Origin of the sequence: Vibrio atlanticus (assembly GCF_024347315.1) — a bacterium.
GTDB lineage: Bacteria > Pseudomonadota > Gammaproteobacteria > Enterobacterales > Vibrionaceae > Vibrio > Vibrio atlanticus.
The window spans coordinates 539,556-565,214 of the sequence record NZ_AP025461.1 but is presented as its reverse complement, the minus strand read 5'-3'; the positions used below and the strand labels follow the sequence as shown (position 1 = coordinate 565,214).

The window sequence follows — 25,659 nt, the reverse complement described above, 5'->3', positions numbered from 1 at the left end:
TTTTGCTTAGCTACAAAGAACTAAAAAACTCAAAGACTCTATTGTCCATATAGAAATATATCCCTCCCATCACAAACCAACTGATGATGATCAAGGTAAACAAGACGGGATGTTCTTTTAGTTCAATACGTTCAACAAAAAAGGCTTCTTTGGCTCGAAGATTTTCCCACCCCAAAAACCAACAAAATAGTCCCCAAATCAGAAGTAGATGAAACGCAATAGCAAACAAGGCCATGGTCAGAGCTAGTATTGTTTTCCACTTAGACATTACCTTAGCCATGTTCATATTTATTAACTCCTAGTTAGCAAACTAGGAGCCATTGTAGATAGGTGTTGGTCAACTTTTGGTTAACTATTTTCAATTTCAACAATAGATTGCCAACAGCATCAATGTTGAGCAATATTACCGAACCAATACTATTTATGAACACGCTACACTTAAAGTCGATGCAGTGCTCATAAACCACAAAGGTGCCCGAACTATGACTGACACTAAGCAAAATACCCGAATTAGCCAGTTCCGTTTCGGTCAGCCAAAAGAATCTCTCAAGTTAGAATATGTCGCTTTAGGGGCACTAGACAAAGATAAAGTTCGCGTACAAATTGAAGCGACTAACATCAACCCTAGTGATCTGTTGTCGATTTATGGTGTGGGCCAATACAAACATAGCCACCAGCCGTCGAGAGTACCGGGATTTGAAGCGGTAGGAAGCGTTGTAGAGTCCAGCAATGTTGAGTTTGCGGTAAATCAGCGAGTGCTCGTAGCAACCAGTGGAACGTGGCAGACCTATGTCGATGTATCACCAGATGACCTGTTCCAAATTCCTCAGCATCTAGAAAATGGCTACGCCTGCCAGTTGTACATTAATGCGCTAACCGCATGGGTGCTAACGACAGAGGTAACCAAGCTGAACCAAGAAGATGTGTTGATCATCAACGCTGGCAGTTCAGCCATAGGTAAGATCTTTTCGCAATTATCAGTATCACTCGGCTTCAAAATCATTGTCGTTACATCACAGCCGACACAATACCCAACCACTTCCAGTTGGGTGTTAGATGCAAACGCCGATTTAGCTTCTCAAATTAAGGCGTTAGGCTTGCCGATACCAACCGTTGCCTTTGATGCGATTGGCGGCTCACCCGGAACCGATCTTATCCACACCCTTGGCAATAATGGGCGTTTTATCAACTATGGGACGCTGTCGCTCGATTTTTATGAACCACGCTTTTTTGAGCACGCGAAAAACCAAGGTATCGATTTCAGCACCTTCTTCTTACGTTATTGGGAAGAGGCTGAAGGCAAAGATGTTCGCCGTGATAAGTTCACGACCATGCTAGATCACTTCATCACACACGACATTCAACTCGACGTCGACCGCTACCTGCCATTCGATGAAGTGCAAACCGCGATTGATCTCATTGAATCGAAAACCACACGCTTGAACGGCAAGATCATCTTACTGCCTGTATAGTTTGGTGGAATTGAGCACACACTATTTACGCCAAACAAGATACAAAACGAATAACCCGCCAAGCGCTGCCGTAACAATACCTACAGGCAGTTCTTGTGGCGCTAATATGGTTCGGCTAATCACATCCCCAAATAGTAAGAGAACCGCGCCCCATAAGGCAACCAAAGGCAGAGCTCGCTTGTGAGTGACACCTGAAAATGGTCGTACTAAGTGGGGTACCATCAAGCCAATAAAACCGACCACTCCGGTCATCGATACAATCGACGCAGTGCAAAACGCACAACAAAGAAAAATCTCGCTTTGTAGGCGGTGCACATTGATCCCCAATGAGCTTGTCGTCTGTTCACTCACCAACAAAGTATCGAGCTCCCGGTAACGTTTGAAAATTAACGCTATGAGACACAACACGCCCGCCAAGGCAAAAATTAAATTATCCCAACGCGCGAGCCCTAAGCCTCCCATCGTCCAGAACAAAATCGAACTCGCCGCTCTCTGGTCGCCTGAATAGATCAAAAAACTCGTGATGGCTCCGAATAGAAATGAGATCGCCAAACCACACAAGATCAAGTTGTCATTGCCCTTTTTCTTCTGCATCGAAAACAGAATCAGAACAGCGGTAGCCGACACAATACCACCCGAGAATGCAGCCAGTGGCAGTGACCAAACACCCAGAGCGTCTCCCACTTTAGTGATCACCAACACAGCACCAGCAGACGCGCCAGATGACAAGCCAAACAGAAACGGATCCGCCAGATCATTTCGTGTCGAGGTTTGAAGCAACGCCCCAACCATCGCCAGCCCTGCACCCGCGATAACCGCTAACAATGCTCTAGGTAACCTTAGATCGATCAGTATTCGACTGGTCATATCCGGCGTTGGATCAGTGAAAGAACTCAACCCTATGAGCACTTCTTTGAAAGACAAAGGTACCGAGCCAAATTGTAAACTCATCATGAAGGCGAGCAGCATGGCAGTGATACCTGTTAGCCATGCTGCCCGATATTTATCAAATAAAATCAAAGGACTACTACTCTTATCAATAACAAGGTTTCATATGACAACCTTCCCGATCACTCAGAAACGAACGCCTCTGCAAGTTTCTCAATAGCATCGATATTGGCAGGCCCAGGGGTGAGTTGTTCATAACGCAGTTTGACATAACGACCAGAAGTGACTGCATTGGTGTATTTCATTAACGGATGGGCTTCGAGGAAACGTTGCAACGAATCGGCACCACTCGCCGATTGGTAATCAAGAAGGATAATCACATCTGGGTTTTCACGAGCGACATTCTCCCAAGAGGTTCGAGCCCAACTAGCTTCCATATTGCCTGTGATATTTTGACCACCAGCGGCTTCAATCATTGCGTTTGGCATTCCGTACTTACCCGCGGTGAAAGGCTTGTCTTCACCCGAATCAAACAAGAACACTTTTGGGCTCAGCTTACCTGATGCTTTTTGCTTTTCTGCTATTTTTTCAACTCTCTCTTTCCAGCTGCTTACCAAAGCCTCGGCTTCTGCTTGCTTGTCGAAAATAACGCCTAACTTTTGCATGTCGCCATAAAGCAGATCCATTGTCGCGCCTTCCTTTTGACCTTGGGTATGAATGCAGCTTTCAGAAAGCACTAAGGTATCAATCCCGTATGGCTTCAGTGTTTGAGGCGTCACTTCACCGCCCACTTTCATTCCGTAATTCCAGCCAGCGAAAAAGAAGTCAGCATCAGCAGCAATCAATGTTTCTAATGAAGGATACTTAGGTGCGAGCTCAGGAATGTCTCCTAAACGTTCTTCGAACGAACTCGACATCTTGTACCACCCAGTAATGCCCGTAACGCCCACCATCTCCTTTTGAAGACCAAGAGCAAACGCCATCTCGGTCATATTGATGTCGTGTACAACCACACGCGAGGGCCGCTTTTCAATGGTCAGTGGGCTCCCACAGTTATCAACCGTCACTGGGTATTGAGTGCTTGTCGCATGCGCAAAAGAGAAAGGTAAAAGAAACAAAAGACTGGAAATTACAGGCCACTTCATTGGGCTGCTCCTATTAAAGAGTAATTAGAGAGAGTTAAGTGAGTTGAGTAAGTTGATGCAGCTTCAAAATGATGGATGGTGCTGCATAGATTAGGATGATTGAACGTGAGAACGCGCAATCCAAAAACAGGGATCATGTATCGGTCCTGCATCACCGCCTCTGGGGCTGAGAACGCCACCATTTTTTGGCCTGACATCAACAGGACTTTGTCGGCGAATGGCGCTACCAAAGGTAAATCGTGCAGCACCACGACAGACGCAATGCCACGTTGTTTAATTAGGCTCAGAAGTTCAAGACGAGCGAGAGGATCAAGGTGGTTTGTAGGCTCATCTAAGAGTAAAAGTCGCGGCTCTTGTGCGAAGGCGCGAGCAATACTTGCACGTTGCTGTTCACCACCGGATAGCTCACCAAAGCACCGCTGGCTTTTGTGAACAAGACCAACATCTTGCATCGCCTGCTGAACCGCTCGTTTGTGCTCTTTTGCACTACAACAAAACGTATGAGGAGTGCGGCCTAAGCCAACATACTCAGCAACGCTCAAACGAGGATCAACATGCTCATGCTGAGTAACCACCGCGACTTGCTTAGCTATCTGCTGCCGCTCAAGGCTTCCAAGTGCAATGCCAGACAACATCAACTCACCCGCGACGGTTTTGTATTCGCCTGTAATGCCTTTCAGCAAACTGGACTTTCCACTTCCATTAGGCCCAATGATGGCAACGCATTCACCGTCGTTCACATCAAATGTCACATCGGAGACGGCTCTCCAGTTAGCCAAGCCATCAGCGCAGAGCCCGCGCACAGACAATACAGGTTTATTCAAATTCCCACCGAACATCCAAAAACAACACTTATTGCTACGTTATAACATAACAATAAGTTGAAGGTATAGTTATTAATAGAAATATTAAGACCGCGCTAAGAAGCATTGGAAATGACAGGACAACCCAATCACCTTGAACAAAGACAGAAGTACTTACGAAAATTGATTCACTGAGAAAGTTTGATTCAAGGAATTGAGTATTGAGAACGAAGTAAAGAGTTGTAATGCGTTTCTCCATAACTTAAGTGGTTACGAGATGGTCATGAATCACATTTATTTGAAACATCAGTAAGTTATATCACTATAAATATGACACTGATCACCCATAAGGTAATCTCGATTCTATATGGTAGCGTCATACTTAAAACCACGATGCGAACATACTGATGAAAAGACACATACTATCAAGCGCCATCCTACTCTCTCTAGCCTTTCCCACCTTTGCAGCTGATGGCGACATACACGATGTCACGATACTGGGTACTTCAGATATTCATGGTCATTTTATGGCGTGGGATTACGCGGCAGATAAACTCAATACTCGTGGTAGTTTGAGTCAAATCGCGACCAAAGTTGGTGAGATCCGCAAAGAGCAATCTAACATTATCCTTGTCGATGCTGGCGACACCATCCAAGGCAACTTCGTAGAAACCTTCAAAGACGAGCCTGTTGATCCAATGATGCTTGGCTTTAACCACATGAAATACGATGTATGGGTTTTAGGTAACCACGAATTCGACTTTGGCCTTAAAACGCTCAACAGAGCCGTTACCCAATTTAAAGGGCAGTCTCTCGGCGGCAACATCAAGAACAAAAACGGAAATCCATTCTTACCGGGTTACACCATTCTAGAACGCGGTGACATTAAGATCGGCGTGATCGGAATGGATACCCCAATGACGGAGGTCTTTGCGCAAGGCACCAACCGTTTAGAAGGCGTCACTTTCACTAACCCAACCTTGGAAGTGAAAAAAATCGTCAAAGAGATTGATGATCAAGTGGATGCCATCGTATTGGTTGCCCATATGGGGATTGAAAACGAGAATGACATTGCTGACACCGGTGTCACCGACATTGCCAATGCAAACCCAGAGCTTGATGCCATCGTCGCTGGTCACATGCACACTCGCATTGATAAAGCCGTTGTGAATGGCGTTATCATTACTGAACCCGACAAATATGGCCGCGCCTTATCTCGTATTGATCTTCAATTTGAAGAACGCGATGGCACATTCACTCTCGTCAACAAAGACAGTTTCACCTATAAAATTAAAGGTATCGACTCTGATGAAAATATGGACGAGTTATACCAGCCTTATCACAAACAACTCAGAGAAATGGCGAATCGACCTGTCGCTCAGCTTACCGGCGTTGATTTAGTCCCAGAAAACGAAATCCGCGGCATCCCTCAAGTCCACGTTCAAGACACAGGCATCAGTGCGCTATACCAAGAAGCGAGCTTCTTCTATGTACCCAAAGCCAATGTCATCGCACTTCAAATAGACAACAACAATGCAGAGCTCGATGTTGGCCCAATCAAAGCCAAAGACATCGCGTACAACTACCAATACGCAGGTGGCGAAATCACTGTCTACCAGATGACAGGCAAAGAGCTAAGAACCTACATGGAATGGTCTGCGGGCTACTTCAACTCAGTGCAACCCGGTGATGTAACCTACAGCTTTAACCCTGACCGTAGAGCATCAAAATACTCAACCAATGACTTCTTCGCGGGCGTGACTTATACCATCGACCTCACTCAGCCTGCAGGTACACGCATCACCAACCTCGCGTTTGCAGATGGCACACCGGTTACTGATCAAACAGAAATCCGTATTGGTATGAATAGCTATCGAATGGGTCATCTAACCAAGAAAGGCGGCGTGCTAGAAGGTGAATCGTTCCCTGTACTCTTTGATACGGAAGCAGAGTATGGAGAAGAAGCAGGCACAATCCGTAATATGACCATCAAGTATCTCAAAGAAGAAAAGAACGGTCAGTATGAAGGTAAAACTCAGCAGCGATGGGCACTTTCTGGTTTAGAGAGCCGTTACAATGAACAACGAGAGATAGTGAAGTCATTGATTAATGATGAAACCATATCAATCCCGACCAGTGACGATGGCCGCTACACAAACATCGCTTCTATCAACGTAAAAGAACTGATGTTCAAATCTGACGAAGCCAAACAAACAGCCATAACCACACGCGAAAAGAAACTGGCGCAGGCGACTGAGCAAGAGAGCAAACAAATCAAACGCGAAATCACTCTGATTGAAGCGCTCAATTAATCCCTGACCTCAACTAATAGCGACTTAACGACGCTTAGAGCGTGGTTAGGTCGTTGTCGTTCCCATCTTCCAACACCACATCTGTACTGAGTAAAACGGTTAATATTGGATGAATGAGCCGTAAAATGAATGAGCCGTAAAGGTTAACTCATAGTTGGACAAAAGCTTCTTAGGGCACTTTGTGAAACCGAAACTAATCGAATCAGTCCAAGTATCCTAAAAGACGCCTTCAACTTGAGAAAAGTCACTTGCCTTCATTAACCAGTTCTGGTCATGTTATGCTATGAGAACATGCGGATTATATCCTGACTAATTTACCTGACCTTCTACAATGACTACAAAACTTCAACGTCTAAGAAGTCTACTCACCCTCTTCCTCAAGTTTAGCACTTTCGCTCTGAGTTGAGTCTGTTGATGTTAACTCATCCAATGCTGCGCTAGGAGCCATTTCATGCGCCCCTGCAAGGCTATTTATCTTTAGGTTACTTGTGTTTTCAATTTTGTTAGAGGTGGTTTGTTCAGTATTTTTGTTTTTATCGGTCATAACGTTTCCTTTTACTTCGTATGAATCCAGAGCAGAAAAAAGGCCAACGAGCAAAGTGAATACAACACCAATAACGAAAGCCCCGCTGCTGATTTTATCTAGGCACTCCAATTTAGTACTTTGGTTTTTGACTTTTTTCGATTGAGTGACGATAGATTTCAGGTATTCCGCATTTTTGTCTAACACCACAAGGACACAAACAATGCAGGTTAAGAACGCTACAAGAGCGATACAATAAGCAACTCCAGCTTTGATATCATGTATGCCAACTGTAGTAGCCAAGGTTACCAATAGCGCTATTGCGGCGGATGATAGTGACAGAAGGTGTTTATCTTTTTCAAGCTTAGTCGTGTACCAAGCAGACAAGCTCTCTGAATAGTACGCTACCTCCTTCGCTTCACTAATATCGCTCACTGTCTAATCTCTTTAAATTCATTTCCATTTAGTAGGCCATCGAGTACATAACTAAGCGCCAAAGCACATCTTTGATTTGGTATAAATTCTTCGATAGAAGACGATACAGATTGCACAAAATCCTCTGAGTGGTGGTGCTCCCAGAAAATTACTCCTTCAAGGTCTTGTCTTTTCCCATATTCCCCGTTAAAAATCAGAACATGTTTTGATTTTTGATCGTTAACAACTCTAATCAGAAATGAGTCTTGGAATAGATTCATTTTCATCAGAATACTATCGTCACTCAATCGTTCAAGATGATACCCGCCAGTAAGAGTAATTCCCATATGACCACCTAATCAATTTATGTCAGCACCATTATGCAATCAATCGCATCTTTACGCAAAAATACTGGCATTAATTGAAGCATCAATTAAATGAGGAACGTCGATTCTCTCATTGAGTAATTGTTCATCCATCTTTCCTATTATCACCCTCAGCCACTTAACATATGTCTTGAGTGGTCAGACACCATCTTACTAAACACTACACAGATAAGGAAAATTAGGTCAAACCAACTCAATGTGATTTGTAAAGTTAAGCGTCTCTGGCACGGAAAGGGGCAGAAACAAGTTAGCAAAACAGCACCAACCCTCACCACTTTCATAAAGAAAACCTTTAACACGTTAAGCCATGATTTATTGCACTTAAACGTAGTCACGAACCATCTAACGATAGATGCGAAAGCCTCCGAGGTGGCTCAACACTCCCACTAACAACTGTATTCCTCCTCACATTGATCTATTTCCCTCTTTTTGCAGTACAAGTTATTAATAATTCGATATAAATCGCCCTATTGTTTCAAATTGTTGTCTACAGTTTTATAGAGCTTGTCGCTTCGGTAATTACCACAAGTAACGACACCTTTTGTTGGTAAGTTTTGGTTATAAGGAAAGGAAATGGAAAGCCCAATTGTCACACTCACACATGCCAGCAAAAGCTTTGTTGATGGTAAAGACACTCATAGCGTGTTGGAAAATGTCGACTTCGCTTTGGCAACAGGGGCAAGCGTGGCTTTGACAGGGGCGAGTGGCAGTGGAAAGAGTACTCTGCTTAACATTATTGCGGGGTTTGAACCTCTATCCAGTGGAGAATTGTGGCTCGATGGCGAGAACACATCAGATTGGAAAGATCCACAGTGGAGCCGATTCCGCCATCAAAAACTAGGCGTTATCTTTCAACAGTTCAACTTATTAACGCCACTCAACGTAAAACAAAACATCGCGTTTCCTCTCCATTTAAATCAACAGAAATGGAGCGACTGGTGCGATTATTTAGTTGATGCATTGGGCATCAGTGAGCTACTCGAAAGACACGTATCCGCACTCTCTGGCGGTCAGCAACAACGAGTCGCAATAGCGCGTGCGCTAGCCCATCAACCTAAGCTATTGCTTGCCGACGAACCGACAGGCAACCTCGATCACAAAGCTGGCATTGAGGTAATGAAGCTGCTGAACGAAATCACCACGCAAGGCAACACCGCCGTATTACTGGTTACGCACAGCCCAGAATGTGCCAGCTTTATGCAGACAAAATTGGTATTAGATGATGGCTGTTTAAGGAACGCGGATCTAACCCCAAGAGCAGCAGCGTTGTGAGCAATCCAATGAAGCAAGTTAAGTTCGCTCAAACTTGGCTTCCACACACCAAGCTCACCCTGAACCTATTCACGGCGCACTATCGCCAATCGCCCTTGCAAGCCGCAGCGATTCTGATCGGCATTGTGCTAGCGGTCACCTTGTTTGTCGCGGTGCAAGCGATCAACCTCAATGCTAAGCGCAGTTATGCAGAATCGACCGAGCAACTTAGCGCTCAAGCCCAGAACCTTATCATTCCACCAGCAGGGCAAAACTATTTACCGGAATCGCTCTATTTCAAGCTAAGACAGAATGGATTAAGTGCAACACTGCCTGTAATTGAAGGGCGAGTGAGGGACGAACAAGGTCGTCGTTGGTCGGTACAAGGTAGTGAGTTGATCGCGGCTCTCACCTCAAGATCTCGCTATTCTAGCGACAAGCCAGCCGAAAACGATAGAACGTCAGAAGACAGTCAAAACATATCCCTGTTCGACAATACCTTACCTTTGCCGCAACTCTTGGCGGGTGAGCCCATAGTGATGATGAGCCAATCACAACACCAGAACTTGGGCGAAGTAGACACACTAACTCTCGATGAAATAGTCACCCAAGTTGTGGTACTACCTGATAAATGGCAACTGGGTAGCAGAATGTTGATGGACATTGGATTCGCTCAGCAACTGCTTAACAAGCAAGGGCAACTGAGCTATATCGCAGTTTTTGACACTAAGAGCGACATTAACAGCAATACTCAGGATAAGTGGCAAAGCCTTATCGGCGAGCAAGGACAATGGATTTCCAACAACCAAAGCACGGATCTCGGTTCAATTACCGATAGCTTTCACCTCAATCTCACCGCCATGAGTTTGTTGGCGTTTTTGGTTGGCCTGTTCATCGCGTACAACGGTGTGAAGTACAGTTTGCTTAAACGTAATCGGCTGTTGGTGCAAATTCAACAAGCTGGAGTTGCGCCAAGCATCGTGTTTTCGGCTCTGTTAGTCGAGCTGACTCTTTTAGTCACACTGGGCGCATCACTTGGTTTCATTCTCGGCATTCAACTCAGCCATTGGCTGCATCCAACCGTAGCGATAACGCTTGAGCAACTTTATGGTGCAACACTGCTTCCCGGCACATGGCAGTGGCAATGGTTGGTACAAGCTTTATTACTTACGTTAGCGGCTACGTTAGTTGCATGTTGGCAACACTTTAAGCAGCGTATTCGACAACCACTCTCTTCCCATGGCGGTTTCTATCAAGCGCCAGAGGCTTCAAACGAAAATCAGCTGTTTGTTATCGGGTTAGTATTAACCATTGTCGCGTTAGCAGGGTTATGGCTAAGCGAACATCATCGCTTCACCATGGCTTGGCTTGGAGTGTTAGTGGTATCGATTCCTTTGTATTTGCCCAAAACGCTCAGCGTGTTAGCAAATTGGAGCGAAGAGCGCACCAAGTCAGGGTTAATACAATATCTTTTTGCTGAACTGAGAGAGCTAATATCTCCCCTATCCCTTGCCATGATGGCGCTGCTTCTAGCGGTTACCGCTAACATGGGAATGAATACCTTAGTCGGCAGCTTTGAATCCACGTTAAAGCAATGGCTTGAACAACGCTTACATGCCGATATTTATGTTAGCCCTGCCCAAGGTGAAATCGCGAATGTGGAACGTGCGTTAGAACAGTTTGAGAACGTTGAAACCGTCTATAAGCAATACTACGTCGATGATAACTTGCAGGGCTTGCCGACTTTGCTCGGCACCAAAGACAAAGACACACTTGAGCAAACCATGGTGTTCCAATCTCACGTTGATGACTTCTGGTCACGCTTTTACCAAGGTGAATTAGTGGCGATCAGCGAGCCTACCGCGGTCAAGCTCGGATTATCATTGAATAGCAAACTTGAACTTGATGCGATCCAAGACAAAACACTCATCGTCGGCGCGATTTTTCATGATTACGGCTCACCGAATGGTGAAGTGTTACTTGCGCCTAATCTATGGCTCGAAAGCGGCTTTACTGATTTGCCCACCAGCTTGGGAATCAAAGTATCTGGCGACCCACAAGTGGTGTACGAACAACTGCGCCAAAAACTCAACCTGCACCCAAGTCAGCTTTACGATCAAGCACAGATCAAATCGATCGCTTTAGATATCTTCTCACAAACTTTTGCCATCACTCGGGCGCTTAATGGCGTCACATTAATGGTGGCGGTGATTGGGTTGTTCTGCGCCTGTTTCATGTTGCTCGATGCACGTAAAGCCGCTATTGCAAGGTTGTATGCGCTCGGTGTTAGTCAGCGAAAATTGATGGCGATGGTGGTCGGGCAAATCGTTGTGTTGGTCGCCTTCACTCTGGTTATCGCTTTACCACTCGGCGCTATGGTCGGTTATGTGTTGACGGACATCGTTACCCTGCGCGCCTTTGGTTGGAGCTTAAATTACGTGTGGAATTGGAGTGATGCACTCAGCATCGCAGCCATCACCATTTTAGTGGCTGTGATAGCGACCTTGATTCCGCTGTGGCGTTTGGTCAGTAAACCCGTGGTATCCAGTTTACAGAGTGAGGTGTTGTGATGACTCGACCAACAAGAGCTTTCGTTCTCACACTTGGCATCTTGCTCCTTTTAGGGTGTGAGGAGTCCACGCAACCATCAGCTCAAAATATGGGTTCGATACTCGGCACTGGAACACAAGCCGATAATGAAACACAAAAAGAGACTGAGCAATTCACACCAGTAGTAAAAGGTGTCGACATCACCTTCCCTGCCGACCACCAAGCACACCCAAGCTTTCGTCATGAATGGTGGTATTTAACCGCTAACTTAATTGATGAAGACGGCAATGCGTTAGGCGTGCAGTGGACACAGTTCCGCTTCGCGGCTGCACCACAGGAAAGTGGCAATAGCACTAAGAAAACTACGTGGCAAAGTCAGCAAATCTACATGGCACACAGCGCCGTCACCACTAAAGATAAACACTACGCCGATGAAAAATGGTCTCGCGACCAAACAGAACTGGCAGGAGTAACCGCTTCACCATTTCGTGTCTATCTTGATGACTGGCAATGGAACTCATCAAGCGATGATCTATTCCCCGCAACCTTGAACGCTAATTCCGATCAGTTTGGCTACTCGCTTAAGTTAACCAACAACGCGCCCTATCAAAAGCAAGGCGAACAAGGCTACAGCACTAAAAGTAGCGATGGCAAAGTGGCTTCCTATTACTACAGCCAACCATTCATTAATGTATCGGGTAACGTGACGATTGATGGCGTGACGCATCAGGTTTCCGGTAAAGGTTGGATAGACAGAGAATGGAGCTCTCAGTTTTTACTCGACTCGCAACAAGGTTGGGATTGGTTTGCGCTAAGGCTGAGTGATGAAACCAGCTTGGTGGTATTTCAACTTCGAAACTCAACAACAGGCAAAGCCAGTTATTCCCATGCAAGGCTGATGAAACAAAATGGCTCTGGCATCGCGATTAAGCAGCAAGACATCCGCTTAACCGCTATCAAGCAAACAGAAATCGACGGACGCGATTATCCAACAGAATGGCAAGTTTCGATTCCAACTCAACAAATCGAACTGACCGTCTCGGCACTCAATCCAGAAGCAAAAATGCCACTGTCTGTACCCTATTGGGAAGGGCCAATCATAATTAAAGGTTCTCATTCCGGACCTGGCTATATGGAATTGACGGGGTATTAAGGGCAAACAAGAAACGGAGCAAGAACAAATCACAACAAACGGTTTTTATACTGCTCTGGCGTTTGGTTCGCGTAACGTTTAAACATTGTGATAAATGGGCTTGCTTGGTTGTAACCCAATGTAAGAGCGACTTCCTTAACCGATTGGCCGTTTCTTAACAAGTCCATCGAGTAAAGGTAGCGCACTCGTAGCCGCCACTCTGTAAAGCTCATTCCGAGCTCCGTCTGGCAGTGGCGAGAAAGAGTTCTTTCCGTGGTGTGAACACGCTCAGCCCAATCTTTCAGCGTCACTTCGTCGGTTGGGTTTTCTTCAACAGAAGCCAATATAGGCGCGAGGTACTTATTGTCGGTTGAAGGCAAGAAGTGGTGTTCAACCTCACGCTGCGCAAGTTGGTCAAGCAGTACCTGAACGAGTCTTTGATCTTGTTCTGTTTCCGCAACATTTATCCCACGATCGCGAAAATCATCGATGATAGAAGACACAATCGGCGTGATCTTTATAAGGCTGGTTTTATCAGGCAGGTGCTGCGTGAGTTCTGGGGCGATATTTAGCGAGCAGTAGTCCAAAGGCTTACGGTTATAACTGCAATGCATCACCCCAGCCGGTACCCAAATCGCCAAATGTGGTGGCGCTAGAAATCGAGTGCTTTCCGCTTCCATCTCTAATATACCGCCACTGATCAATTGAACCTGTCCCCATGAGTGGCTATGAACTCGGGTTTCAGTGTTCGAAAGAAACGCTTCAAAATTCATAAATACGTTGGATGGTGCCTTATCAATTGATAAGGATGGGTGAAGGTTTCTGGAGTGTTTTTTCAAACTTGTCTTCCTATCGCGCCTGATGTCTTTCTAAAGATACTTGTAAGTATAACGACCTGTCAAACTAGCCACATCAACTCATTTGCGACGGAACTCACATGCATTATCTCTTACCATTTTTTACAGTCTGTATCTGGGGCGCCAATGCAATCGTCAACAAGCTTGCTGCAAGCACTATAGAACCTAGTGCAATGAGTTTTTACCGCTGGTTTTTTGCGATGTTAATTCTCACGCCTTTCTGTATTCGCCCAGTAATGAAACAGTGGGCTGTCATTAAACCAAACCTATCAAAATTAGCGTTCCTCGGCTTTTTGGGCATGGTGTTGAACCAATCTCTAGGTTATTACGCGGGCTTAACCACAACCGCTTCTAACATGGCACTGATCACTTCTTTGGTTCCATTGATCAGTGTGTTTTTAAGCGTCCCTCTGTTGCACAAGTCGATTTCTAGTTTGAGTATTGTTGGCGGTGTGTTGTCACTGTCAGGCTTAGCTCTGATGTTAGGTAAAGGCGACCCGTTATTCTTCATGCATCAAGAATTGACTCAAGGCGATGGCTATATGTTAATTGCGGCCTTTGTTTATGCTTCTTACTGTGTGTTATTGAAACGCTGGAAAATGCCAATCAGTAGCTGGGTGGTGATTTACATTCAGGGTCTGTTTGCTGTCGCGATGCTTACGCCACTTTGGCTTACCAGCGAACAGCTTTTACCACCGCAACAAGCGATCCCATTGATAGCTTACGCCGCAGTTGCAGCTTCAATTTTAGCACCTTGGATGTGGGTGAAAGCGATTGACACCATTGGCGCGGATTCAAGCGCGATGTTCATGAATCTGATGCCAGTTATCGCGATTGTATTAGCTTCCACCTGGCTGGGTGAAAAGATTAACCAGTTCCACATTATTGGTGGTGCAATGGTGATTTCAGGCGTCATCCTCACGCAAATCAAAAGAAAGCCAAGGCTTGAGGCTCCCTTACCTCAGCAAAACTAACCCCGCTTAACCTGCGACAATGCCCCATTACATTTTCCACTCAGTACCTGCCTCATTAGCAGGTACTTTTGTTTATTGTCGATTTCTCGATTCATGCTCTCTGATTTTATTTTTCGTTCATGAAGCTTTTAAGTACGCTTAATAATGGTGTTTACTATTGCAATATCTCAGCAACTTCCATTTAATGCACTAAGTACGGTTTAAGTGTTCAAAGCGTTAGAATAACTCTCCAGAAAGTAGGTAACTGTTGATCTAATCGCTCTCCTATGGTCACACGGCTCATGTAACCCAGGTCACTATGAGCCATTTAGAAAAGTTATAGTGACAAGAGAACCGTCTAGTTACTTTGGTTTATACAAAAGTGAATACTTTAAAATTGATACCAATTTAGTTTTAACACCTTAATTTCCCGATAAATACAGATTATTACTGCAAAATGCATTAAAAGAGTTTTCTGGCAATAATACGAAAGGAAATATCCACGCGAAGGTTCTATACTTTTCAGAACAGAAAGTGAGCTGATAAGAAAACAAACCTAACTATCGTTTTGGGATTGATTAAGATACCATCACTTTAACTAAACCAGATAAGCGACGGTTAGTTGGCTAACTCAAAAAGGTACCGACATGAGTACCACACGGCTTAGAAACACCTAGCATTCCGCTAGGTGTTTTTTTTCAATCGACCCTTCCGCCAACTTGCTCGATAGGGTACTCCTCTGTTGGAGAGTCACGTCCACCTCCTTTAAACATCAATAGTCATCAACTCGCCATCTGTTTGAAAAAAATAGTCTTGTTCGTGAGATTATCCGCTTTAATTTATGTCATCTTAAGTATATTGTTATTAGCAAGTAACGAGCATGTTATTCAGAACAATAATAATGAAGGAAGATAGATGAGCAGTCACAATAGCCGACAAGATGGTAAACGAGACGTTACTCTGCGTTTTTTAGCTGAACCCGGGGATGTGAACTTTGGCGGTAAAGTTCATGGTGGTGCCGTAATGAAATGGGTCGATTTAGCGGCTTACGCTTGTTCTGCTGGATGGAGTGGTAAGTACTGTATTACCGCTTACGCTGGTGGTATTCGATTCGTTGCTCCAATCCATGTGGGTAACCTTGTTGAAGTAAGTGCGAAGGTCATTTATACGGGTTCATCTTCTATGCACATCGCTATCGATGTTCAAGCCAGCGACCCAAAAGAACTCAACAACCGCCTAACGACTCACTGTATCGTGATTATGGTCGCTGTTGATGAAAATGGTAACCCGACTAAAGTGCCAGAATGGGTACCAGAAACATCAGAAGACATCGAATTAAGAGATTCTGCTATTCGCCTAATGAACATGCGAAAACAGATCGGTGAAGAGATGGAAGCACACGTAAAGTATCTTAAATAGGCGCAGCTAGCAGATCTACTCTACAAAACCTTATTACGATGCCAAGCAGTACTTGCTTGGCATTTTCAATTCCTTCTCTATACCCAAGTAAATCCGTTACACACCTAATGCTGACTATAAAGCGTGATACCCAGTCAAAAGTTAAAATGATCCGATACTTGGTCAGGGATTTATTTTGACTGTAATAAAGTCGTCATTTTGCTCTGTTTAAATACCGCCAATCATAATGGATGTATTTAAATTTCTTGGAGCCACTTTTGAGCACGACATTTCCCACCCTTTGCGAATCTACACTGACGAACTTGCAGGCAGTTGAGTATCAATGGGTAAGAAGTTTGTACGTCGAAGGCTACGACACTAATGAAATTAACCACTATATCCAAGCTTGTTTTGGCGGTGATCAGACGTTTGCGGATCTGTTTCGTCGCGTAGCTCTTTATCAAGACAGCATCTATGTTTTACTTCAGCATTTAGGTTGCGCACCTTCTAGCAAAGAGTTCTAGTCTTACATCACCTCTTACTTTTCCTTTTCCCTTTCCCTTTCCCTTTCCCTTTCAGGAATATTTACCGCCAAATCAATAACTACCGAGAATAGCCACCACAAAACATTAACACGAGTCTGCCTTTGTAGGCACTTTCTGTGTAATCGACCGATCCGTTGCATCCAAATTATTGAAGTATCACGCATGGAAATATTACTCATATATCAATAGAGCTGCGGCCCCCTATACTGAGTGTCTGATTTGTGAGACTCGTTGATGTCTTCAATTAGAGAGATGAAACCGGAAAAATCCAAGAAAGAGGTGCTTCAGTAATTAATGACTGAAAGAAACCAAAAAGACTGAGATAGAGATAAAAGTAGCGGGCATAAAAAAACCCAAGTAAGTACCTGGGTTAGAGTTACAAAAACCACTAATCATTAATAGCGTAAGGAACCTGATTAGTAGCCAGCTATGCGTAACCTGAGGGTTATTTTTATTACTGATCGGCGGCCAAACCAAATGATGTAATAAAAATGCCAATATAGAGCGACCTAACGGTCGCTCTTTTGTCTTTCTTATAAGGACAGCTTATCCTTTTACACCACCCGACGTCAAACCGCCAACTAACCAACGCTGAGCCAGTAAGAACACGATAGTAATCGGAAGTGCGGAAAGTACCGCTGCTGCCGCAAAGTCGCCCCATAAGTAGTTCTGAGGATATAGGTACTGCTGCATACCTACCGCTAGCGTGTAAGAGTTCACGTCCGATAATAGGATGGAAGCAACTGGTACCTCACCAACAACACCAATGAAAGATAAAATGAATACAACCGCTAGGATGGGTACTGACAGTGGTAATAGAACCAATCTGAACGCTTGCCAAGGTGTTGCGCCATCTAATGCTGCAGCTTCTTCCAAAGAGTTATCAATCGTCTCAAAGTAGCCCTTAATCGTCCAAACGTGTAATGCAATACCGCCCAAGTACGAGAAGATCAGACCGCCATGCGTATTCAAGCCTAAGAATGGGATGTATTGCCCTAATTTGTCGAACAGTGCGTAGATAGCCACTAGAGCCAATACCGCAGGGAACATTTGAAAAATCATCATCGCTTTCAGGATAGTTTCTTTACCTTTAAAGCGCATACGAGCAAATGCGTAAGCCGATGTTGTCGACAGTGTAACAATAAGAATTGACGTAATACCCGCTACTTTTATTGAGTTCCACAGCCAAGTCAGTACTGGGAATGGAGGCGGAGTAACTGAGCCATCAGCATTTGTCACTGACATACCCAGAGCCAATTTCCAGTGTTCCAAAGATGGGTTGTCTGGAATCAAGCTACCGGTTGCAAAGTTACCTTCGCGGAATGAGATAGCAATAATCATCAGTAGTGGGAAAATAATTAGCGCTAAGAAGCACCACAGCGCAATATGCGTTGCCCATACTCGGTATTTAAGGCTCTTACCTTGTACCATAGCCATTGTCGTGCTCCTTAATCTTGAGTCAATTTAGTGAAACGAAGGTTTAGTAACGCTAGGGCACCAACCAATAGGAAGATAAGCGTTGCGATTGCACTTGCTAGACCAAAGTCTTGACCACCACCGCCTTCGAATGCAATTCGGTACGTGTAGCTTACAAGCAAGTCTGTGTAACCCGCTGGCTCAGAAGTACCAATCATGTTCGGGCCACCGTTCGTCAATAGTTGAATCATGACAAAGTTATTGAAGTTAAAGGCAAACGCTGCAATCAATAGCGGTGTTAACGGTTTTATCATCAATGGAAAAGTGATTCGCTTGAAGTTATCAAGGAAGTTAGCACCATCGATTGCTGACGCTTCGTACAAATCTTCAGGAATCGCTTTTAGTAGACCCATACATAGAATCATCATGTAAGGGAAGCCTAGCCAAGTGTTAACAATCAACACCATGGTTTTCGCTAAGATCGGGTCGGAGAACCAGTTTGGGCTTAAACCAAAGATACTCTCAAGCACCATGTTAATCTCACCAAAGCTCTGGTTGAATAGGCCCTTAAAGATAAGAATCGAGATAAATGCTGGTACGGCGTAAGGCAAAATTAGTAGAACACGATACACAGCACGGCCTTTCAGCTCTTCCCACTGCACAACGTTTGCCAGAACCAAACCAATTGCAAGTGTGAAGGCTACCGTACAAATGGAGAATACAACCGTCCAAATAAAGATACTGATAAACGGTTCTTTGATGCCGTCATCTTTCCAAACACGTTCAAAGTTGGCTGTACCAATGTCTACAACAAATCCTGGAGAAATGGTGTTACCGATAAACTCACCTTTCTCGTCAACCGGTTGGTAGAAACCCACTTCCATGTTTGGTTTCAATATTTCACCAGATTCATTGTTGTATAACGTTTCCCCGTCATCTTGAAGAGTGTAAAGCGGTGCAACGGCAGCAAATTTACGTAAGCCGCTCATGCGGATGTCATCACCATTTGGCAGATGGAAATCGACACCACTGATCACAGAGCGATTTTGGATGATCGCTTTGATCTTCTCTTTTTCACCTTGTACAGAGTCAATTGCAGATAGGTCCATCTCTGTTGATGTCATGCCTTCCAGAGAAAACACATCAGTTGCTAACAGCTGGTCGCCATCTTTCACAACGATCTGGTGACCGTTATCTGTTTTGTACAAAGTAAATGGGTAGCTTTCACCGCTTTGGAATGAACGGTCTAAAAGAACGGTTTGAGTGCGCTCTAGAGAGAGCTGGTTTTTTGCGCTGTAGTTAGTAAACGCAAGCCCGACGGTGTATGCCAGTGGGAAAAGAATGAATAAAATCATTCCGGCAATACCTGGGTAAATATAACGGTGGGCGTAAGTTTTCTTACTACCAAAAATGTAAAGAGCCAAAGCCGTTAAAATCACAGTAAGCAGCGCAAATGCGAGCTCACCGCGAGAATACATTAAAATTGTAGCGTAGCCATTAATTAAGCCAACACTACCAAGCAACCCCCATTTGATGAAGACGCTTTTACTGCCTGGAAGGCTTGATGGTGCCGGGATCGCATCTGAACCTTGAACTGACTGCATAGAGGAACCTGCTAACGAGATATAAAAATAGAAAAGTAAGGAGAGGTTGCCCCCTCCTTAAAAGGTAGTGCTTGGTTGTTACTTAGTCATTCGAGCTTCAGCACCTTTTAGTGCTTGCTCTACTGATTGACGGCTATCAACTACGTTGCCAATAGCTTCTTCCATGCTGTACCAGAATGTTGTGAACTGAGGGATGTTAGGCATGATTTCGCCGTTCATCGCGTTATCCATTGTTGCTGCAATACGAGTGTCGCTGTCTAGTTGACGCTGGAAAGAGTTAAGAGCAACAGCACCTAATGGCTTGTCGTCGTTCAAGCTCTTCATACCTTCATCAGTTAGTAGGTAGTTTTCCATAAACTCAACGGCTAGATCACGGTTTGGAGAAGCGGTGCTGATACCACCAGCCCATACACCAACGAATGGCTTAGACGCTTTACCGTTGAACTTAGGCAATGTTGCTACGCCGTAATCTACGCCAGCTTTCTCGATGTTTGCCCAGCCCCAAGGACCGTTAATTGTCATTGCAACGTTACCTGCTACGAATTCAGACTCAGCAACTGAGTAATCCATATCCGCAGAAATAACTTTGTCTTTTACCATCTTCTCAATGAAACCTAGAGACTTCTGAACACCGTCAGTCGCTACGCCTGCATCTTTAATGTCGTAACCTTCCGCTGTTTGCTTGAACGCGTAACCGCCGTCAGCTGCAAGTAGAGGCCATGTGAAGTAAGCGCCACCACGTAGAGGCCACATGATTGCTTTCTTGCCATCTTTTTGAAGCTTAGCGTTTAGTGCAGGGATCTCTTCCCAAGACTTAGGTGGGTTAGGGACAAGTGCTTTGTTGTAGATAAGAGAAACTGACTCAACTGCAACTGGGTAAGCGATTGTTTTACCGTCGTAAGAAACAGCATCCCATGCGAAGTCTACGATACCTTCTTTAGTTTCTTTAGAAGGTTTGATATCAACAAGAAGACCGGCTTCTGCAAAACCACCAAAACGGTCGTGTGCGTAGAAAATCATGTCTGGGCCATCGCCAGCTGCTGCAACCTGAGAGAATTTCTCTTCTAGTTTGTCAGGGAAAGCGACGGTTACTTTAACACCAGTATCTTCTTCAAAGCGTTTACCTACTTCAGCCATTCCTTCATAAGCTTTGTCGCCACCAACCCAAATAGTTAGTTGACCTTCTTCGATAGCAGCGTTTGCACCAAAAGAACCCAGAGCAACGATTGTGCCTAGAGCTACAGCGCTTAGAGCGTTTTTCATGTCAATATCCTTTTTATATTTATACGTAGGGCGCATTCAATTAAGACGAGCCAGTTTTCGGAGGCTATGATCTGAGAAAATCAATGACAGCTCATCATCCTAGCCACTACGCCCTAGCTATTATGGCCTAATTTCGTGATCGTCATCCGGTAAGATTGGCGAGCGAAGTCACAAAGTAGATACTCATCGTGATCCACATCACCGTTATGCGGTGGATTTATTTGAACTGGATCGCCAGTTATAGATAACCCCCTTTATCTACTCCTCCCCTCCTACTCCCCCTAGTTAATTTTCTATTGGGAGGATGTACCATTACGCGAATTCACCGAAACTGCATTCATCCAAGAGTGGATAGTAAGAACCCTTTACCAGCGAATGTTATGCGTTGACGCATTGTTCATTTAGTTGGCTTCACTGCCCGCTGTTGTCTTTATTAAGCATCGAGCTAAATCTGTGATTGAATCACGGGGGAGATTTAGCTGGATGTGGGGGAAATAGGCACCAGTTTGGCTATGACGGGTGGGCTTGGTTAAAGAATTCAAGTCCCACCCACTTTTTTCTTACTCACTCAATACTTACCAATTCCTACAGTTACTGCTGACCCAAAAATTCCTTATAATGATAAGCAGTAAAACTTAAAATTTGATCGATCGAGGACAAGCTAGATGGCGAGTGTCACGTTAAAAAACGTTTATAAATCATATGGTGATGTACAGATTTCTAAGGACGTAACCTTAGACATCAACGAAGGTGAGTTCGTAGTATTCGTTGGACCATCAGGTTGTGGTAAATCGACGCTATTACGCTGTATCGCAGGTCTAGAAGATATTACGTCTGGTGATTTGTACATTGGTGAACAACGCATGAACGATGTTGAGCCATCAAAACGTGGTGTAGGTATGGTATTCCAATCTTACGCGCTCTACCCTCACCTAAATCTCTACGACAACATGTCTTTTGGTCTTAAACTGGCAAACGCCGATAAAGCTGAAATTGACAAGCGTGTAGAACATGCTGCAGAAATCCTTCAGCTTGGTCACCTTCTTGAACGTCAACCTAAAGCATTGTCTGGTGGTCAACGTCAACGTGTTGCGATTGGTCGTACTTTGGTTTCTCAACCAAACGTATTCCTACTTGATGAGCCTCTATCTAACCTGGATGCAGCACTTCGTGTTCAAATGCGTTCACAAATCACGAAGCTACAGCGTCAGCTGGGCTGTACCATGATTTATGTAACACACGACCAAGTTGAAGCGATGACAATGGCGGATAAAATCGTTGTGCTTGATGGTGGTTTTGTTTCTCAAGTGGGTAAACCTCTTGATCTTTACCACTATCCTCAAAACCGTTTCGTTGCTGGCTTTATTGGCTCACCAAAAATGAACTTTATGTCGGTTCACATCGAACAAGCTGAAGCAGAACGCGTATTGGTACAACTTTCAAACGGTATGACTTTCTGGATCCCAGTTGATGGCACGACTGTCAACGCTGGTGACCGTATGTCTCTAGGTGTTCGTCCTGAGCACTTGTTGTCTGCTGAAACAGGTGATGCGACGATTGAAGCTGATGTGTTGATGGTCGAGAAGCTCGGTAACGAAACACAAGTTTACCTAAACCTCGACAGTGCCGATGCTGACGTTATCTATCGCCAGCCAGACACGTTGACGATTGAGTCTGGTGACAAGCTAGCGATTGGTATTCCTGCACACCGTTGTCACTTGTTCCATAGCGATGGTCGAGCATGTCGTCGCTTGTACAAAGAGTACGGCACCGACTAATCGGTTCGTCTTTTTAGGATATAACTTGCCCGTATCGAATCCCTCTTACCTTGTAAGGGGGATTTCTCATTTTCTGACAACGAGTTTTACTTTCATTAAATAGATCGCGCTTTGTCTGTTGTCTGTTGTCTGTTGTCTGTTGTCTGTTGTCTGTTGTCTGTTGTCTGTTCAGTATAAAAACAAAAAAGGCCTAGCGAATGCTAGACCTTTATCTGTTTGAGCTAAAAGCCATCCTATCTAAACGATAAAGATATAGGCTTGCTCAACTTTAATACCAATCATAGTAAATAACTTAGTGAATTGGCGTATCACTTGTTTTATTGAACTGGCCAAAATGCTGTTCTAACACTTCAGGTGTCAGTTTGCCTTCCGCTTCTAGTCGCTTAAATTCAGCAACGATCGCTTTTTGCTCTTCAAGTGATGGAAGTTTCACTTCAGGCTCATCGCCCATCTCTTGAGTCATCTGCTCTAGTTCTTTTTCAAAATCGCTCATGATACTTACCTAAATATTAAACCTAGCGAGATTTTACTCATTTACGCTCTATGATGCTAGGGCGATTAGGTGCAAAGCCCGAAACCAGATCAAGTGAACATCAGCTTAAATGCAGAACTGCGGTCTGAATGGCGACGTTCAACGTAAAAAGCGATACCAAACGTAACAATTAGCATCAGACGTAAAAGCCATACCAAACATAAACTGTCCAACAAACGTAAAGTGCCGTATCAAACGAACAAGCATATCAGACGTAAAAAAGCCGGATTCACGTGAAATGAATCCGGCTCCAATGTAAGTGTTGCAAGTTTATCCGCTATTAAAGCTTAAACGAGCCAACCATCTTATCTAGACGAGAAGAAAGCTGTTGAAGTTCTTGGCTCGCTTCAGCAAGCTGCTCTGCGGTTCCAGTCGTCACTTCGTTGATTGCGTTGATCTCTTCAATGTTCTGGTTGATGGTGTGAACTACGGTTGATTGCTCTTCCGTTGCCGTTGCCACTTGAGTGTTACGATCAGTGATATCAACGATACGGTCTGAAATACCACCCAGTACATCCACCGCTTCATCCGACGCCGATACACCTTCAAGTGTAATCACTTTACCTGCACTCATCGCCGTTACGGCATCTTTAGCATCACTTTGCAGTTGGTTGATCATCTTCTGAATCTCTTCCGTAGAATCTGCGGTACGGCTTGCTAGGTTACGAACCTCATCGGCTACAACGGCAAAACCACGACCTTGTTCACCCGCACGCGCAGCTTCAATAGCAGCGTTCAGAGCAAGTAGGTTGGTTTGTTCAGAGATGTCACGAATTACACCCAAAATAGAGCCAATGTCTTGAGTCGTTGAAGCTAACTGCTCTACCACTTGACCTGTACTTTCGATGTCTTGCGCTAAACGGCTGATCGCGTCTTTTGCTTTATTTACCACAGATCGGCCTACTTCAGTATTGCCTGAAGCCTGTGTTGCCGTTTCCGCAGCCGTTGCCGCATTCGATGCAATCTCGCTGATTGTCATACCCATCTGGTTAATGGCTGCAACTACCTGAAGAGTTTGATCTCGTTGTTCTTGGCTATTGTCGTGGGTGATGTGTGCTTTATTAGAAACACTCTCAGCCGCGACTTGAAGTGCTTGGCTTGTAGAAAACACCTCTTTCATCGACTCGTGAATCTTTTCGATGAATCCATTAAAGCCCTTTGAAAGCTGTGCAATTTCATCGTTGCCTTTCACTTCGATACGCTGAGCAAGGTCACCGTCACCTTCGCCAAGGTCACCGAATCGCTTAGCCAAAAGTTTAATCGGTTGAGTAATACTGTTTGCTAGCACCACGCCCATCAGAATAAAAATTAACGCTACAACAGCGGTCATGATCAGCATCTGTTTAGCCGTTGCATCAAGCTCAGCAAAAACTTCGCTCGTCGGAACTTCACCAACAACGAACCAATCCATTGACGGCACATACAAACTCGCGACAAACAACTCTTGTCCTTTATGTTCCGTTGTAATCAAGTTAAATCCTGACTTGCTTAACAACTGACTAGATTGAGGACCGTAAAGTTTTTGAAGTGATGAATCACCAAGCGAGCGTTCGCGGTGAATTTGAACATCACCTTGGCTGTTCGTTAAGAAAACAAAACCTGTATCTTCAATCTTAAAACTATTAAGTAGACTTACCATGTCCCCCATCGACTTCGACAAGCCTGACATCGCTAAACCAGAAGGCTGTTGGTAGTTAGCGAACATTTTTACTTCACCTGTCGCTTCTTGGAACATACTGACCATTGTCTTCTGGCCTGATTGTGTAAAGCCAAAGAACCAACCATCTTGCTGTTGATTGAGTTGACGCAGGAAGCCATCTTGGTTCCAGTAGTAGGCCGTTTGACGGTTCGCTACTGAGGCATCATTTAGCTGATATTGGTTACGAACATTATTCAATTGTTTTACCAACTTGTTCTCTAACACTGCATCGCGATCGGTCGATTCGATAGCGTCAGAAATGAATTCATTCGAAGCAATTTGTTCTGCAGCTAACAATAGCTGAGAGACTTCACGGTCAATTTCACCATTAATTCGCTCTAACATTCCCGGAAGCTCAATATCGACTAGTCGATGACTCAAAACATCTCTTGCTTGCTTTTGCGCCATCGCACCGACAATCACCGTTGATGCAAGAACTGCGAAGGTAATTCCAAGTACAACTTTTTGTTTAATACTCAGAGAGTTAGTTTTCAACATATTTGGACCTTTAAAAAGAATCGCTCGTTATTTATATATCCTGAACAGGATTTTTTTTGGTGCACTTAAACCAGTAGTGCACTCTCCACCATGTATCGGCTAAACCTCATCAAACTAGAGAGGTATTTCGCAAAAATTTGTAACATGGTGAAACGACGAAACCCTTTATTCTTTAGCGGAAACAATTAGCAAGGTTAATGCACCGAAAGTTAACTATTCGTTTTAGTTATCTGAGTAATT

General features: G+C 44.4%; 21 protein-coding genes and 1 pseudogene. 10 read left to right on the top strand and 12 right to left on the bottom strand.

Annotated elements, in window-relative coordinates:
• Positions 1–10: 10 nt before the first annotated feature.
• On the bottom strand, positions 11–286 hold the full coding sequence (locus OCV30_RS18210) for a hypothetical protein (RefSeq protein ID WP_065678470.1): 276 nt from the start codon (positions 284–286) through the stop codon (positions 11–13).
• An 89-nt stretch (positions 287–375) separates the two neighbouring features.
• Here OCV30_RS18210 and OCV30_RS22980 point away from each other — a divergent pair.
• Together OCV30_RS22980 and OCV30_RS18205 are read left to right on the top strand one after the other, a co-directional pair.
• Positions 376–462 (top strand): annotated as a pseudogene (locus OCV30_RS22980) (phytanoyl-CoA dioxygenase family protein); the annotation flags it as partial.
• 20 nt (positions 463–482) lie between these two features.
• The gene (locus tag OCV30_RS18205; RefSeq protein ID WP_065678471.1) at positions 483–1,472 is read left to right on the top strand and encodes a zinc-dependent alcohol dehydrogenase family protein; all 990 of its coding nucleotides are present in this window, start codon (positions 483–485) and stop codon (positions 1,470–1,472) included.
• A 21-nt stretch (positions 1,473–1,493) separates the two neighbouring features.
• Here OCV30_RS18205 and OCV30_RS18200 read toward each other — a convergent pair whose 3' ends face one another.
• The 3 genes from OCV30_RS18200 to OCV30_RS18190 all read right to left on the bottom strand — a co-directional run bounded on the left by OCV30_RS18200 (position 1,494) and on the right by OCV30_RS18190 (position 4,344).
• On the bottom strand, positions 1,494–2,441 hold the full coding sequence (locus tag OCV30_RS18200; RefSeq protein ID WP_065678472.1) for a FecCD family ABC transporter permease: 948 nt from the start codon (positions 2,439–2,441) through the stop codon (positions 1,494–1,496).
• A gap of 101 nt (positions 2,442–2,542) precedes the next feature.
• Positions 2,543–3,505 carry an ABC transporter substrate-binding protein gene (locus OCV30_RS18195; protein WP_065678473.1) on the bottom strand — a complete coding sequence of 321 codons (963 nt, stop codon included), beginning with the start codon at positions 3,503–3,505 and terminating at the stop codon, positions 2,543–2,545.
• Positions 3,502–4,344, bottom strand: a complete 843-nt coding sequence (locus tag OCV30_RS18190; RefSeq protein ID WP_083994579.1) for an ABC transporter ATP-binding protein — start codon at positions 4,342–4,344, stop codon at positions 3,502–3,504. Before OCV30_RS18190 ends, OCV30_RS18195 begins: the two co-directional genes overlap by 4 nt.
• Positions 4,345–4,715: 371 nt before the next feature.
• Here OCV30_RS18190 and OCV30_RS18185 point away from each other — a divergent pair, with 371 nt between their 5' ends.
• The gene (locus tag OCV30_RS18185) at positions 4,716–6,620 is read left to right on the top strand and encodes a bifunctional metallophosphatase/5'-nucleotidase (protein ID WP_065678474.1); all 1,905 of its coding nucleotides are present in this window, start codon (positions 4,716–4,718) and stop codon (positions 6,618–6,620) included.
• 361 nt (positions 6,621–6,981) lie between these two features.
• On the opposite strand, the gene OCV30_RS18180 is transcribed toward OCV30_RS18185, so the two are convergent.
• Both OCV30_RS18180 and OCV30_RS18175 read right to left on the bottom strand, forming a co-directional pair.
• The gene (locus OCV30_RS18180; protein WP_065678475.1) at positions 6,982–7,578 is read right to left on the bottom strand and encodes a hypothetical protein; all 597 of its coding nucleotides are present in this window, start codon (positions 7,576–7,578) and stop codon (positions 6,982–6,984) included.
• Positions 7,575–7,904, bottom strand: coding sequence for a hypothetical protein (locus tag OCV30_RS18175; protein WP_065678476.1), 330 nt, complete (start codon positions 7,902–7,904; stop codon positions 7,575–7,577). Before OCV30_RS18175 ends, OCV30_RS18180 begins: the two co-directional genes overlap by 4 nt.
• A 612-nt stretch (positions 7,905–8,516) precedes the next feature.
• Here OCV30_RS18175 and OCV30_RS18170 point away from each other — a divergent pair.
• The 3 genes from OCV30_RS18170 to OCV30_RS18160 are packed head-to-tail and all read left to right on the top strand — an operon-like array spanning position 8,517 to position 12,897.
• Entirely contained in the window at positions 8,517–9,215 is a 699-nt protein-coding gene (locus OCV30_RS18170; protein ID WP_065678477.1) for an ABC transporter ATP-binding protein, read from the top strand.
• Between the two features lie 8 nt (positions 9,216–9,223).
• Complete coding sequence (locus OCV30_RS18165; protein ID WP_065678508.1) at positions 9,224–11,764, top strand: ABC transporter permease; 2,541 nt, start codon at positions 9,224–9,226, stop codon at positions 11,762–11,764.
• Entirely contained in the window at positions 11,764–12,897 is a 1,134-nt protein-coding gene (locus tag OCV30_RS18160; protein WP_065678478.1) for a lipocalin-like domain-containing protein, read from the top strand. The genes OCV30_RS18165 and OCV30_RS18160 overlap by 1 nt, the downstream gene beginning before the upstream one ends.
• Before the next feature lie 29 nt (positions 12,898–12,926).
• Here OCV30_RS18160 and OCV30_RS18155 read toward each other — a convergent pair whose 3' ends face one another.
• The gene (locus OCV30_RS18155) at positions 12,927–13,715 is read right to left on the bottom strand and encodes an AraC family transcriptional regulator (RefSeq protein WP_012600208.1); all 789 of its coding nucleotides are present in this window, start codon (positions 13,713–13,715) and stop codon (positions 12,927–12,929) included.
• 98 nt (positions 13,716–13,813) lie between these two features.
• On the opposite strand from OCV30_RS18155, the gene OCV30_RS18150 reads away from it, so the two are divergent.
• The 3 genes from OCV30_RS18150 (at position 13,814) to OCV30_RS18140 (ending at position 16,608) form a co-directional block, all read left to right on the top strand.
• Positions 13,814–14,707 (top strand): DMT family transporter, encoded by an 894-nt coding sequence (locus OCV30_RS18150; RefSeq protein WP_065678479.1) that lies wholly within the window; start codon positions 13,814–13,816, stop codon positions 14,705–14,707.
• A gap of 894 nt (positions 14,708–15,601) precedes the next feature.
• Positions 15,602–16,105: an acyl-CoA thioesterase gene (locus tag OCV30_RS18145; protein ID WP_012600206.1), complete on the top strand. Its 504-nt coding sequence runs from the start codon at positions 15,602–15,604 to the stop codon at positions 16,103–16,105.
• 230 nt (positions 16,106–16,335) lie between these two features.
• Positions 16,336–16,608: a hypothetical protein gene (locus tag OCV30_RS18140; protein ID WP_065678480.1), complete on the top strand. Its 273-nt coding sequence runs from the start codon at positions 16,336–16,338 to the stop codon at positions 16,606–16,608.
• Positions 16,609–17,175: 567 nt separating this feature from the next.
• On the opposite strand, the gene malG is transcribed toward OCV30_RS18140, so the two are convergent.
• From malG to malE, 3 genes are all read right to left on the bottom strand, one after another.
• Positions 17,176–18,066 (bottom strand): maltose ABC transporter permease MalG, encoded by an 891-nt coding sequence (malG, locus tag OCV30_RS18135; RefSeq protein ID WP_009845806.1) that lies wholly within the window; start codon positions 18,064–18,066, stop codon positions 17,176–17,178.
• Between the two features lie 11 nt (positions 18,067–18,077).
• Entirely contained in the window at positions 18,078–19,649 is a 1,572-nt protein-coding gene (gene malF / locus OCV30_RS18130) for a maltose ABC transporter permease MalF (RefSeq protein WP_009845807.1), read from the bottom strand.
• Positions 19,650–19,727: 78 nt separating this feature from the next.
• Positions 19,728–20,912 carry a maltose/maltodextrin ABC transporter substrate-binding protein MalE gene (gene malE / locus OCV30_RS18125; protein ID WP_009845808.1) on the bottom strand — a complete coding sequence of 395 codons (1,185 nt, stop codon included), beginning with the start codon at positions 20,910–20,912 and terminating at the stop codon, positions 19,728–19,730.
• Between the two features lie 665 nt (positions 20,913–21,577).
• Between malE and malK the strand changes: the two genes are divergently transcribed.
• Positions 21,578–22,690, top strand: coding sequence for a maltose/maltodextrin ABC transporter ATP-binding protein MalK (malK, locus tag OCV30_RS18120; RefSeq protein WP_017104284.1), 1,113 nt, complete (start codon positions 21,578–21,580; stop codon positions 22,688–22,690).
• A gap of 292 nt (positions 22,691–22,982) precedes the next feature.
• On the opposite strand, the gene OCV30_RS18115 is transcribed toward malK, so the two are convergent.
• Entirely contained in the window at positions 22,983–23,183 is a 201-nt protein-coding gene (locus OCV30_RS18115; RefSeq protein WP_009845810.1) for a restriction endonuclease subunit S domain-containing protein, read from the bottom strand.
• A gap of 319 nt (positions 23,184–23,502) precedes the next feature.
• Positions 23,503–25,419, bottom strand: coding sequence for a methyl-accepting chemotaxis protein (locus OCV30_RS18110; RefSeq protein ID WP_065678481.1), 1,917 nt, complete (start codon positions 25,417–25,419; stop codon positions 23,503–23,505).
• Positions 25,420–25,659 lie beyond the last annotated feature (240 nt).